Annotated in this window: 8 protein-coding genes; 3 read left to right on the top strand and 5 right to left on the bottom strand. The window is 72.5% G+C overall.

The features are described from left to right. Positions 1-48: 48 nt before the first annotated feature. Positions 49-231, bottom strand: coding sequence for a mersacidin/lichenicidin family type 2 lantibiotic (locus Q2K19_RS26760; RefSeq protein ID WP_302764840.1), 183 nt, complete (start codon positions 229-231; stop codon positions 49-51). Between the two features lie 345 nt (positions 232-576). On the opposite strand from Q2K19_RS26760, the gene Q2K19_RS26755 reads away from it, so the two are divergent. Continuing rightward, positions 577-3192: a LuxR C-terminal-related transcriptional regulator gene (locus tag Q2K19_RS26755; protein ID WP_302764839.1), complete on the top strand. Its 2616-nt coding sequence runs from the start codon at positions 577-579 to the stop codon at positions 3190-3192. A 10-nt stretch (positions 3193-3202) separates the two neighbouring features. Here Q2K19_RS26755 and Q2K19_RS26750 read toward each other — a convergent pair whose 3' ends face one another. From Q2K19_RS26750 to Q2K19_RS26740, 3 genes are all read right to left on the bottom strand, one after another. Further along, entirely contained in the window at positions 3203-4132 is a 930-nt protein-coding gene (locus Q2K19_RS26750; protein ID WP_302764838.1) for a diacylglycerol/lipid kinase family protein, read from the bottom strand. Between the two features lie 74 nt (positions 4133-4206). Continuing rightward, positions 4207-4821: a dihydrofolate reductase family protein gene (locus Q2K19_RS26745; RefSeq protein ID WP_302764836.1), complete on the bottom strand. Its 615-nt coding sequence runs from the start codon at positions 4819-4821 to the stop codon at positions 4207-4209. Between the two features lie 109 nt (positions 4822-4930). Further along, positions 4931-6172 (bottom strand): glutamate-cysteine ligase family protein, encoded by a 1242-nt coding sequence (locus tag Q2K19_RS26740; RefSeq protein WP_302764835.1) that lies wholly within the window; start codon positions 6170-6172, stop codon positions 4931-4933. Between the two features lie 504 nt (positions 6173-6676). On the opposite strand from Q2K19_RS26740, the gene Q2K19_RS26735 reads away from it, so the two are divergent. After that, a complete protein-coding gene (locus Q2K19_RS26735) occupies positions 6677-7183 on the top strand; it encodes a winged helix family transcriptional regulator (protein ID WP_302764833.1) in 507 nt (168 codons plus the stop codon). Positions 7184-7283: 100 nt separating this feature from the next. On the opposite strand, the gene Q2K19_RS26730 is transcribed toward Q2K19_RS26735, so the two are convergent. Further along, positions 7284-11681 (bottom strand): S8 family serine peptidase, encoded by a 4398-nt coding sequence (locus tag Q2K19_RS26730; protein WP_302764831.1) that lies wholly within the window; start codon positions 11679-11681, stop codon positions 7284-7286. Positions 11682-11978: 297 nt separating this feature from the next. Here Q2K19_RS26730 and Q2K19_RS26725 point away from each other — a divergent pair, with 297 nt between their 5' ends. Further along, the gene (locus Q2K19_RS26725; protein ID WP_302764830.1) at positions 11979-12662 is read left to right on the top strand and encodes a winged helix-turn-helix domain-containing protein; all 684 of its coding nucleotides are present in this window, start codon (positions 11979-11981) and stop codon (positions 12660-12662) included. Positions 12663-12719 lie beyond the last annotated feature (57 nt).

Raw genomic sequence — 12719 nt, 5'->3', positions numbered from 1 at the left:
GGGCCGTGGCCCGGACCCCTGGCGGACCCGTCGGGGTCGTCCTGCGGCTCAGCAGACGCAGTGGCAGCAGGCCGTGGTGTGACCGGTGGTCGCGGCGGCACCGCCGGCGACGGTCTCCAGCTGGTCGCGGTCCAGCTCGACCACGCCGGCCGGGTGGGCCTCGGCGGCCTCCGGCGCCGCGGCGCGGGCGTACTCGTCCTTCCAGCTGTTGACGATGTCGGTGATGGACATGCGGATCTCCTCTCGGGACGACCGGCCGGACTGCCCGGCGGTCGCTTGCGGAATCAGCCTCCGTGCTGCCGGGTGCCGGGCACATGAGTAGCCGGTACCTCAGTACGCGGCGGAGGTGTCGCGGCGGCGACAACCGACCTGGCCGCCCGGAGCGTCAGGTGGTCAGGCGTGTCCAAAAGGCGACGGCGGCGACGGGCACGGTGTGTGAGGGTGGGTGCCGAGTCACTCAGACCGCTTCGCGCACCGATCCGGCCGGTCGAGCGGGTCGAGGACGGCGACGGCGACCGGGCGACGGAAGGCCCGGCCGGGGGGTGAAGGGGTCCATTGTCTGCGCCAGGGTGTGCCGTGGAGGCCGGGTGGCCGTTCATCGGCCGGACGCGGGAGCGCGACCGGGCGGTGGAGGCGCTCACCGCGGCGTCCGGGGCGGGCGTGCTGCTCACCGGTGACCCGGGGGTGGGCAAGAGCCGGCTGCTCGACGAGGTGCTCGACCAGGCGCTGCGGCGACAACGGGTGACCCTGCGGGTGACCGCCACGCCCGGCTGGCAGGCGGTGCCCTTCGGCGTGCTCGCCAACCGCTTTCCGCAGGCGGCCGACGCCAACGTGGCCGACGTGTTCCGGGACGTCGAGCGGCGGCTGCGGGAGGTCGCGGCGGGACGTGCCGTGGTGGTCGGGGTGGACGACCTGAACTGGCTGGACGACGCGTCCGCGGCGCTGCTGGAGCGGCTGGTGGCGGGCGGCGCGGTCCAGGTCGTGGCGAGCGTGCGCAGCGACTGCCTGGACGCCGCGCCGGTGGCCGCGCTGCGGCGGTCACGGTCGGTCGACCGGATCCACGTGCCGCCGTTGGACGCCGAGGAGACGACCGACGTCATCCGGGCGGCCCTCGGCGGGCCGGTGGACGGCCTGACCCTGGACGCGCTGTGGCGGATCAGCCAGGGCAACCCGCTGTTCCTGCGGGAGGCGCTCCGGTGCGGGCTGCGCGACGGCGGGCTGGTCCGGCGCGACGGGATGTGGACCTGGCCCGCGGAGTCGCTGTGCCCGACGCATCTGGCCGACCTGATCCAGCAGACCCTCGGCACGCTGGCTCCCGACGAGGTGGAGGCGATGCGGTACGTCGCGCACGCCGAGCCGGTGCCGCTGGCGGTGCTGGACCGGGTGGTCGAGCCGCGTACCGCCGAGCAGCTCGAGGAACGCGGGTTGATCCGGCTGCTGCGGCACGACTCGGCGGTGCTGGTGCAGACCGGGCACCCGCTGTACGCGGAGGCGGTCCGCAACCACACCGGCGAGCTGCGCGCCCGGCGGCTGCGCCGCAACCTGGCCGACGCGTTGGCGGAGCTGGGCGGGGGCGGCGCCGACGACCTGGCCCGGGTGGTGGCGTGGCGCTGCGAGGCGGACCTGCCGGTCGCCGCGGCGGACCTGCTGACCGCCTCCGAGTACGCGCTGCGCCGGCACGATCCGGTGCTGGCGGAGCGGCTCGGCCGGCAGATCGGCTCCGCCCGGGGCGACTGGCAGGTGGCGCGGGCACTGCTCGCCCAGGGGCGCGGTGACGAGGCGGACGCCCACCTGAGGCGGGCGGCGGCGGAGCTGACCGATCCGCGGGACCGCGCCGAGGCGACCGCGCTGCGGGCGCTGCACGCGTTCTGGGGTGAGCGCCGTCCCGAGGAGGCCCGGGCGGTGCTCGACGCGGGGCGCCGCGACCTGCCCGCCGAGGCGCATCCCGGCCTGCTGGCGGCGGAGGTGGGAATCGCCGTGTTCGGCGGGGATCTCGACGGTGCCCGGGACTCGATGGCCCGGTTGGCGGCCGACCGGCCCCGGGATCCGCTGCTGGCGACCGCGGTCGCGGCACTCCAGCCCTACCTGCTGCTGTTCGACGGGCAGCCGGGCCGGGCGGCCCGGATGTTCGACAGCGGCGAGGTGGACATCCCGGAGACCTGGCCGACGATGCGCGCCGCGGCGCAGGCCTGCCACGTGCAGTCCCTGCTGATGTCGGGCCGGCTGGCCGAGGCGAGCCGGCTGGCGAAGCGGTACTACCGGGACGCGCTGGGCCGGCGGGCCGCCGACGCGGTCGGCCTGCTCGCGTTCGCCCGGGGCAAGTGCGCCTACCATGCGGGGCAGCTGCGCCGGTCGATCCGCTGGTTGCACGAGGCGCGCACCCTCGTCGGCGAGCGTGCCCTCTTCCCGATCCGCGACTACGTGTTGTCGGCGAACGCGTACGTGGCGGCGCAGCTGGGTGAGCCGGCCGAGGGCAAGCGGCTGCTGGAGCACCTGCGCGGCGACGAGGAGGCCGACCGCGGCGCCGCCGGTGGGCTGGTGGCCACCGACGCCGAGCTGACCGCGGCGTGGCTGGCCGCCGTCGACGGGCAGCTCGCCACCGCCGTCGGCCGGCTGCACGAGCTGCACCGGCGGGCCGCGCAGGCGACGACCATCACCGTGGAGTGCCTGCACCTGTTGTCCCGCCTGGCGCCGTCGGCCGAGACCGCCGACCGGCTGACCGAGGCGGCCGCCGGCTGCGACAGTCCGCTCTTCGACCTGTGGGCCGCGCACGCCCGCGCGCTCGCCGCCGACGACCCGGCCGGGCTGGAGCGGGTCAGCACCTCGCTGGAGGCCAGCGGATACCTGACCCTGGCGTTGGAGACGGTGATCGCCGCCGAGGCGGCGTGCGAGCGCCGCGGCGAGCACCGCCGGGCGAACCTGCTCGCCCGGCGGGCGGACCTGCTGCGGGAGCAGTGTGGCGGCTACTGGCCGCCGCTGAACCCCCGGTCGGACAGCCGTGACGAGCTCACCCCGCGCGAGCGGCAGATCTGCGAGCTGGCCGCGGCGGGCAGGGACAACGCGACGATCGCCGCCGAACTGGTGCTGTCGGTGCGGACCGTGGAGAACCATCTCCAGCGGGCGTACGTCAAGCTCGGCCTGCGCAGCCGGTCCGGTCTCGCCCAGGCGCTCGGCACGCAGCGGGCCGGCTGACCGACGCCGCTCACCGGTCCGGGCTGTCGGCGGGCGCCATCACCCGCAGCGCGTTCGGGTCCAGTCCGATGCGCACCGGCGTCTCCCCGTACGGTTCGCCGTCGACCTCGATCAGGGCCGGCCGGTCGGTCTCCACCCAGACCTGGTGCACCGCGAGGAACGGCTCGTCGCGCAGGGTGCGGCGGTGCCCGGCCGCCGCGTTGCCCGCCGTCGCGCGCAGCAGCCCGCGCCGGGTCGGGCCGCCGACCGGGTACGCGACCAGCAGCCGGTCGTCGGCGTTCGCGTCCGCGGTGATCGGCCGGCCGGCGTGGAAGCCGCCGTTGGCCACGTACACCTGGTGGGTGACGAACTCGTGCTCGCGCGCCTGCGCGCGGACGGTGACCCGCAGCGGCCGGTGCCGGGCGAGCAGCCCGAGCGCGGTCATCGGGTACGCGAGCCGGCCGGTGACCCGCTTCAGCCGGCGCGGCGCCTTGCGCATGATGTCGGCGGAGAAGCCGATGCCGACGTGGTTGGTGAAGCGCATGTCGCCGACCAGGCCGAGGTCGACGTCGATCACCTTGCCGGCGGTGAGCACCTCGACCGCCGCGTCGAGGTCGAGCGGGACGTTGACGGAGCGGGCGAAGTTGTTGGTGGTCCCCAGCGGCAGCAGGCCCAGCGCGATGTCCCGGTGGGCGAGCAGGCGCGCCGCGGTGCCGATGGTGCCGTCGCCGCCGCCGACGACCAGCAGGTCCGGCCCGAGGTCGGCCGCCTCGGCCAGCACCCGGTCGAGTTCGCCGGGCCGGTCCACCGGGTACGCGCCGAGCAGGGTGAAGCCGGCCGCGACCAGGCGGGAGTGGACGGTCCGGTAGAGCCGGCGGCCGCGGCGGGAGTGGGCGTTGACGACCAGCGCGGCCCGCCGGTCCCGCCGGACGGCCTCGCTCAGCTCCTGCTTGGTCCGCATGGTTTCCGACCCTAACCGCCCGCGGCGAGGCTTCTCGCGCAGTCGGGCCGGTCCGGTGCGCGCCGGTCGGCCGGCTACGGCGTGGGCTGGGCCAGGTGCCCCTTGACCTCGTCGTAGCCGACCTGGCCGGGTGCCGGGGCTGGGGCGTAGACGAGGTTGAGCACGCCGGTGGTGAAGGTCTGCGTCGAGACGAGGCGGAGCGGGATCGCCTCCTCCCCTTCTTCGAACAGCCGCATGCCGCTGCGGACGGCGATCGGATGCACCAGCAGGTGCAGCTCGTCGAGCAGCCCTGCGGCCAGGAGCTGACGGACCACGGAGACCGAGCCGCTCATGCCGATGGTGCCGCCGGGCTCGCCCTTCAGCGCCGTCACGGCCGCGACGAACTCGCCCGGCAGCTGTTCGGAGTTGCGCCAGGTGAACTGGAGCGGCCGGTGGGACAGCACGATCTTGCGGGCGTCCCCGAGCTTCTTCGCGAACGGGGCGTCCTCCCCGCCGGCCGCCTCGCGGTCCGGCCAGGCCCCGGCGAAGCTGTCGTAGGTCCGGCGACCGAGCAGCAGGGTGTCGGCGGCGCCGAGCGTGGCGTCCACGGCGGCGCCCATCTCGTCGTTGTAGTAAGGGAAGTGCCACTGGTCCGGTGCCTCGACGACGCCGTCGAGCGAGATGAACAGGCCTGCGACGATCTTCCTCATCGTGATTCTCCCCTCGGGTGCGTCGTCCCGTCGGCAGGCCGGGCAGCCCCCGGATGCAGGCTAGCCGACGATCCCGCCGCTGGGCTGGCCGCAGCGACAGGCCGGGAGGTCAGGACCGCGCCAGCGCGGACTGCTCGGCCCGCGGGTCGTCGGCGGGGCATCGACCGCGGGCGACGTAGGTCTCGGCGAAGTCGGCGACGGCGCGCCGGACCTCGACCGACGCGCCCTGCCGGGCCAGGGCGTCGGCGGCGGCGGTGAAGCAGGCGAGCGCGGCGCGGGCGAGCGTGGGCTCCGCCAGGCCGTCCCGGGCCGCGGCCAGCCAGTCGCCGTGCCGCCGTACGGGTGACCGCAGGTGCTCGGTCGCCGCCGCGGCCGCCTCGGCGGCGACCGGGTCGTCCAGCAGCGCGCTCACCACGGCTACCGGCACGACCCAGCCATCACCCGGCTGTTGGTCGATCATGCGGAACTCCAGGTATCCCCGGGGTCGCACCGGCGGTACGAGGGTACCGAGGTGCCGCTCCAGGTCGCCGAGGGTGGCCGGGCGTGGCCCGTGCCCGCGCAGCCAGTCCCGCATCGTCAGGCCGGTCGGAACGAGCCACGGCAGCGGCTCGGGTTCCGCCATCACGGCGACGCGGGCGGCAAGGGCGTACCGCGTCCACGCGGTTCGCGGCTCGGCGGTGTGCCGGGGCGTTCGGGTCCGGCTCGCGTCGGTGCCGAAGCGCAGCGCCTGTCGTCGGGACACCCAGCGGGCACCGGACCGGCCGCGGTGCGGGGAGTTGGCGAATGCCGCCAGCAGCACGGGGCCGAGAGCGTCGGCGAGCCACCAGCGGCGGCGGTAGCCGGTCCAACCGTCGGAGTCGTCGCCGGCGTCGAGGCACACCTGGACCGAGGCGGAATTGCACATGATGGCGCGTCCCTTCGGCCCGACCCGGTCGTGGTAGGCCGCGAGCGCGACGTAGCGGGGATGCCGGGTAACGAGCCGCGGTGTCCGGCTGGTGTCGAGGCCGGTGCCCTCGAGCCGGAGACCCGCTGCGGCAAACGCGGCCCGCAGGAGCGCCAGGTCGGTCCCCGTCGCGTCGATGCAGTCCTGCATGGTGGCTCCGACCGAGGAGGCCAGTTCGACCTGGCCGCCCGGTTCGACCGTGATCCGTCCACCGCCGGGCAGCGGGTCGCCGAGGTGGGCGACGGCGGCGAGCAGGCGCGCGATCGACGGCCGGTCGAGTGGGTGCGTGGGGTCCCGCACCAGGTATTCCAGTTCCACCCCGACGCGTCCGGGCGGGCCGATCCGGAAGGCGGCGGCACCGACATAGGCCGCGGCGATGGCTTCCGTGAGCACAGCGGTGTCGTCCACGGTGGACTCCGTCAGGTGACAGGCGCACCCGGCCGCCCCGGCGGAAGGGGCGTGCCGGCTGGCGGTGGAAGGGGGCACCTCCCACCAGTGAGACCGTGCAGAGGCGTTCTCCATTAGCGGTCCGGACGGGTGCCTTGTCGAGAGGTCCCCGGGCGAACGGCCGGTCAACGGCCCCACTCATCGGGGTGAACGGTGGGAGCGGCTGCGCGGCGGCCGTCGGTCTCGTCGGCGGTGGTCGCGCCCGGTTCGACCGCAGGGTCGGTATCTGCGGAGAATGTGCTCCAGAAAACTGCGATGCCGCCCGTTACATTGACGTTAACTGCTATACCAATTGACCGGAGCCAAATATAGGATCCCAGCAGGAAAGCGCTTCCGCCAGGCAAACACGCAGGTGTGGCAGGTTTTGCCCAGGCTGCCGAACAACGGCGAAAGCCAGCAGACCGACTGATCGGCGCCGCAGGGGCGGGCCCGCCCAAAACGGGGGCGAACCGAGAGGGGCGGAAGATGACAGCGATCCCGTCCTTGGTCATCGGCATCGCCTCCTCGGCGGCGGAACGCCGGCAACTCGCGCAACTGCTCGGCGGGACCGAGGCGTTCCTGATCGTCTCCAGCGCCCGACAGGCACGCCGGTTCCTCGACCTGGTCCGGAAGCCCGGCGCCGCAACCGCGCCCCCACTCGACCGGGAAGCACGCAACGGAGAGGTGTCGGCGGCCGGTGCGGCACCGCCTGACCTGAGCGTCGACTCCGACCGACGGGTACTCCGCTGGCAGGGCCGGGAGATCGGCTTGACCCCGCTGGAGCACGACCTCCTGCTGTGCCTGGTCGCCACGCCCGGACAGGTCTGGACCTACCAGCGGCTGCATCTCGAGGTCTGGGGCAACGAGCACCTCGGCCGGGGCTCCGACGTGCACTCGGTGGTGCGGCGAATCCGACGCAAGCTCGCCCGGCTGGACGCCCCGGCGACGATCCACGCAGTCCGCGGGGTCGGCATCCGCCTCGCCTTGGCCTGACCATCCCATCACCCGCGCCACGGCTGGCAACCTCCGGAGACAGGCCGGCCCGCCTGGTCGGAAACCAGGCGGGCCGGAGCTGTCAGCTAGCGGTCAGTTGTCAACAGCGGACTGGAGACAGGTTGAAGTCCTCCACCTTCGGGGCGATGGTGATCGACGTCTGACGGGTCTGGGGCTGCCAGCCGTCCTTGGCGACGACGATGGTCAGCGGGTTATGTTTGCGGTCCAGCCAGTAGGCGTACCTGCCCTGAGCGTCGGTGGCGAATGTCCACGTCAGCGCCTTCGAGGAGAGCTGGACCGTCGCACCGGGCAGCGGTGCGGTCGCACCCTGGCAACTCGTCCCGGTGACCGTACCCATCAACTTGCCCCAGCTCTTCGGGGGTTGCGCGATCATCGTCACCGCCACGGGCTGCACCGTGTACGGCGTGTTCTCCTTGATCGTGATCGAGCCGGAGTACGTACCGGGCTGGTCGACGTTCGCCGTCATCCCGACGGTGACCGTGACCTTCTCACCCGGCGCCAGCGTGGCGGCCGTCTTGTCGATCGTCATCCAGCTGACGTCCGCCGGACCCTCGGCACATTCCTCGAGCCCGGGCAGCGCCTCACTGTCCGGCGTGGCGGTGAAGCCGCCGGACGAGCCACCGACCTTGTAGAAGCCGCACGCCGCGCCACCGCGGTACCGCGCGGTGTTGGCGTTCGGCAGGTTCGACCACGAGCTGGTGGCCGGGTCGTAGGCGAAGCCGGCGTTGGTGACGGCTCCGCCCTGCACACCGCCGACGACCAGGAGCTTGCCGTTCGCGACGGCGAACGAGCTGGCCCAGCTGTCGACCGGGGCGTCGGCGATGGCGGTCCAGGCATCGGCGCCCGGGTCGAAGGCGTAGCCGGCCTTCTGCGCCGCGGACCCGTCGTTGCCACCGACGCAGTAGACGATGCCGTCGATCCCGCCGCAGGAGGCGAAGGCCACCGACTTCGGGTAGTTGGCCAACGTCTCCCAGGTGTCGCTGCCCGGGTCGTACCGGACGACGGAGTTCGACGTCGGAGTACAGGCCGAGGTAGTGCAACCGCCGACGGCGTAGAGCTTGCCGTCGACGACCGCCTGTCCGGCCGCGGAGCGCGGCGCCGGGTTGTCGGCCTTCCTGGTCCAGGTGTTGGCCGCCGGGTCGTACGACCAGGTGGTGGCGTCGGGGCCGGAGGCGCCCCAGCCGCCGGTCGCGATGATCTTCCCATCGGCGACGCCCACCGTCATGGCGTTACGCGCACCCGGGAGGTCGGCGATCGGCGCCCAGCTCTGGGCGATCGGGTCGTAGACGTAGTTCTTCGCCGAGGACGCCGATCCGTTGCCGCCGGCGATCGAGTACACCTTGCCGTCGAGGTTCACCACCCGGTTGTCCATGACGGTCGCCGGGTAGTCCGCGATGTCCGTCCAGGGCTCGGCCTGCGGGCCGACCGCGGCGGTGCTTGCCGTGGCCGCCTTGCCGGTCGCCTGCGCGGCGAACGACGTCGGCACGTTGAGCCGCTGCTCCGGTGCGCCGCTGGAGGCGAGCACCTCCTGCGTGCCCATCCGGGACCCGTCGGCCCGCAGCAGCTCGAAGCCGCCGTCCCGCTCACCGAACTGGACGTCGACCGGGGCGCCGCCGGTGTTGGTCACGGTGAACGTCTTGCTCACCTTGCCGCTGGGCATCTGCACGGTGCCGCTCACCTCGGTGGGCTGGATCGACAGCCGGCCGGCGGCGAGTTGGAAGGTCGCGGCCGTCGCCGCGTCCTTCTGGACGTCGAGGTCCTTGCTCTGGCTGAGGTAGTTGCCGGCCGTCGCGGTGAACGTGTGCGTCCCGGTCAGCGACGAGAACATCCAGAAGAAGCCGTCCGGCAGGTCGGTGTCGTCCGGAGTCGCGGCGCTGGTGGCCTTCTCGGCCGGCCGGTCGTCGCTGGTGACGGTGGCACCGTTGAGGTAGCTGTCGTCGTTCTTGTCACGTACGTGACCGAGGACCAGGCCACCGTCGATCGGCTGGCAGCTGACCTGGCTGCCGATCAGCACGTTGTCGACCTGCCACCACCATTCCCACTGGGCGTCGTAGTAGTGGAATCGGACCCGGGCCTCTGCCTTGCCCGCGGCCTGCGGGATCGGGACCTCGGTCACCCGCGGCCCGCGGACGTCCGCCGCCTGCCGGAGCACGTTGGTCCAGGTGGTGCCGCCGTCAAGGCTGAGGTCGACATCCGCGCGGTCGGAGCCCAGCCAGTTGTAGTCCTGGTTGAACCGGATCACCGGCGCCGCGACGTCGGTCAGGTCGACGACCGGGCTGACGAGCGAGGTGTCCTGCCGCCCACCGCTGCCGTAGTTGTCGCTGTCGATGACCGCGAACCTGCCGGTGCCGCCGGTGAGGTTCCCGCGATTACCGGTGTCGGTGAACTCCCAGACCTGACCGGTTCCGAGGTGGTCCACCACGGACCAGCCGGCCGGCACGGTGCCGCCGTCGAAGGTCTCGTACACGCCGTCCGAGCCGTACCGGTATCCGGGCGCCGTCGTGCAGCCGTTGTCGGCCACCGGCACGGCGACGTCGTGGGTGACGTTGCTCGAGCCGACCACGACCTCCTTGGTCACCGTCTGGTAGCCCGGGTACTGCGGCTCGACCTTCACGCTGTACGTCGCCCCGGTGGGGAGCTTGAAGCTGTACTGACCGTTGGCGGGCGTGGTGTAGTCGGACACGCCCGACGGTCCCTCGACGCTCACCCTGGCGTAGAGCGGCCAGCCGTGTCCGGAGCCGTCGGTGACCGACCCGCTGACGGTGACGCTCGGCACCGCCGTCAGCGCGACGTTGGTCGTCGTGGTCGTGTCCTTGGTGACGGTTGCGGGCACCGTCCTGGCTGCGTAGCCGAAGGCCGACACGGCGACCTGGTAGGCGCCGACCGGCAGCAGCGACGAGTACTTGCCGTCGCTCCCGGTGGTCAGCTGGCGAGTCGCCGCGCCGGTCAGCGCCACCGTGGCACCGCCGATCGGGGCGCCGGTGGTCGCGTCGGTGATCGTGCCGGCCAGGGTGCCGGTGTCGCCGATCGGGGCGGCATTGAGCAGCGCGAGCGCGTCCAGCCGGCCCTCACCGTAGACGTTGTTGTCGTCCGCGGTGCCACCGCACTGGAGGTCTTCCTTGTCGATCGCCGTGTTGTCCAGCAGTGCCCGGGTCGCGTTGACGTCACCGACCAGCGCCGGCGCCGCCGACCACAGCAGCGCGACCGTGCCCGCGAGGTGCGGTGAGGCCATGGACGTGCCGTTGAAGCTGGCGTAGCCGCTGCCCGGAACGCTCGACCGGACGTTCACGCCCGGTGCGGAGATGTTGGGCTTGATCTGGCCGTCCTGCCCGGAACCGCGGGAGGAGAAGCTGGCGATGTTGTTGTTGATGTCGTACGCGCCGACCGAGTAGTTGCTGGTCCGGCTGCCCGGTGAGCCGCTGGTCTGGCACGCCGGGCCGTTGTTGCCGTTGGACCAGGAGCCGAAAATGCCCGACGCGGTCCACGCGTTGGTCACGTCCTCCATGAACGGATCGTTGGAGGGCAGCGTGGTCCCCCACGAGTTGTTGATGATGTTGGGCCGCTTGCTCGCATCCGGGTTCTGGCCGTTGAGGTCCGTGGGCTGGAGCATCCACTGACCGGAGGAGATCAGCGCGGCGTCACTGGGGCAGCAGCCGTTCGCGGCGATCCACTTGACGTCGGGGGCGACGCCGATCTGGTTCGCGCCGTCGGAGCCGGCCATGGTGCCCATCGTGTGCGTACCGTGGCCGTTGTTGTCACAGGGCGCGGCGGCGCAGGTTCCGGCGGCGTTGAACCAGTTGTAGTTGTGGTCGAAGGTGCCGTCGCCGTTGTTGCCGCGGTAGGAGTTGACCAGCGCCGGGTGGTCGAACTGGACGCCGGTGTCGATGTTCGCCACCGTGATGCCCGCGCCCTTGACGCCGTACTGGGACCACACGTCGTCAGCGTTGATGTTCGCGATGCCCCACTCGAGGGCGTTCGGCGTCTTCCCGTCGGTGCCCTTGGTGACCTCGGGCACCTTGTATTCCGTCGGGGCGTACAAGCCGTCGACCTCGGCGTGGGCGGCGAAGTTCTGGGCCATCGTCAGGGATCCGCTGCTGACCTTGATGGCGTTGGTCGCCCAGAAGGTCTGGTATTTCGTGCCGGAGCTGTCGAGTTCTCCGCGGATCTTGGCCTGGCTGTCGGCGGCGGTCTTCTTCAGCGCGTCGGCGACGGCGGTGCCCCGCTGGGCCCAGTCCTTGATCGCGCTGGCCTTGCTCAGGTCGGCCCGATCCTTGAAGTGGATCCAGAAGTCGCCCTCGCTCTTGCCCTCGAGCTGCCTCGTGAGCTCCGGGCGGATCTTGTCCGACGTCGATGGGCCGGACTGCGCAGCCTGTGCACCGTTACCGGTGAGGGCCAGGCCTGCCGCCACGAGGGCGATCGCCGTACCCGCGCTGGCCAGCCTGCTGGCCAGGCGTCTCCTGTGTGGACGTCTCAGCATCGGTGCTGCCTCCTCCAGAACGACCCGCGAGTATTCGAGTCATGGCGAAGGGCACGAGAGATCCATCTCCCGTTGGACCTACATCGGATTGACCGAACCCCCCAGCCCCCCAGGAGCCGTGCGGGTCACGCCGGCTGCCTGAGTGGACACTATGATCGAGAGGAAAGAACGATCAAGCACTCTACGTGAGCAACTTGTCACCAACAGCTCGCCGTCCGGCGGCGGGATTGCCAATTACTGTCAGGGTGAGGCGCAGGTCGGGCAATTTCTGCCCATGGTCCGTCGGGGTGGGGTGCGATGGCCGAGGACGACGAGAACACCGGCGGCTCCGACCCGACCGAGGGCCCGTTCCCGCTGTTGATCGCGGTGACCCCGTCGCCGGCGGACCGGATTCGTCTCGCTGAGCTGCTCGACGGCGTCGCGCCGCTGCTCGTGGTCGCCGACCTGGACGAGTTGCGCAGGCTAATCGCGCCCCCGAGGCCGCCCGCCGACGTCTCCGCCACGCCGCCGTCCGAGGCCACGCATCCGCCCGACTCCACGCCGCCACCCGACGACACGCTGCTGATCGACTCGGCGAAGTCCACCGCCCGATGTCGGGATCGCGAAGTCCCGCTCACCCGCCTCGAGCACGACCTGCTGGTCTGCCTGACCACCGAGCCGGCACGGGTCTGGAGCTACACCGAGCTGCACCGGTCGGTGTGGCGCGACGAAGGGCTGCACCGCAAGGCGGACGTGCAGTCCCTGGTGAAGCGCCTGCGGCGCAAGCTCGACGAGCTCGGCACCGGAGTCACCATCGTCGCGGTGCGCGGCGTCGGGTTTCGGCTGACCGACCACCAGCAGCCCCGGGCCCACGGTGCCGGGCGCCTGCCCGACACGGGCGACGCCCTACGCAAGGCGTCCGGTCACGCCTGGCCCGTCACGCCGGTGGCCGGCCGGCCACCGCGACCTCGGCAGGATCGACGGGGACGGCCCGGCCGGTGACGACGGCGTCGATGTCACGCCGCTTGCCCGCCAACCTCCCGCTGCCCGTGGGGCCGG

Origin of the sequence: Micromonospora sp. NBRC 110009, assembly GCF_030518795.1 — a bacterium.
Taxonomy (GTDB): Bacteria; Actinomycetota; Actinomycetes; order Mycobacteriales; family Micromonosporaceae; genus Micromonospora.
Note: the sequence above shows the minus strand (reverse complement) of the source record. Positions and strands in the feature narration are given on the sequence as shown.

Coding starts and splice junctions, on each gene's coding strand:
- Q2K19_RS26725 (WP_302764830.1), top strand. CDS start 11,979: ATGGCCGAGGACGACGAGAACACCGGCGGCTCCGACCCGACCGAGGGC.
- Q2K19_RS26730 (WP_302764831.1), bottom strand. CDS start 11,681: ATGCTGAGACGTCCACACAGGAGACGCCTGGCCAGCAGGCTGGCCAGC.
- Q2K19_RS26735 (WP_302764833.1), top strand. CDS start 6,677: ATGACAGCGATCCCGTCCTTGGTCATCGGCATCGCCTCCTCGGCGGCG.
- Q2K19_RS26745 (WP_302764836.1), bottom strand. CDS start 4,821: ATGAGGAAGATCGTCGCAGGCCTGTTCATCTCGCTCGACGGCGTCGTC.
- Q2K19_RS26750 (WP_302764838.1), bottom strand. CDS start 4,132: ATGCGGACCAAGCAGGAGCTGAGCGAGGCCGTCCGGCGGGACCGGCGG.
- Q2K19_RS26760 (WP_302764840.1), bottom strand. CDS start 231: ATGTCCATCACCGACATCGTCAACAGCTGGAAGGACGAGTACGCCCGC.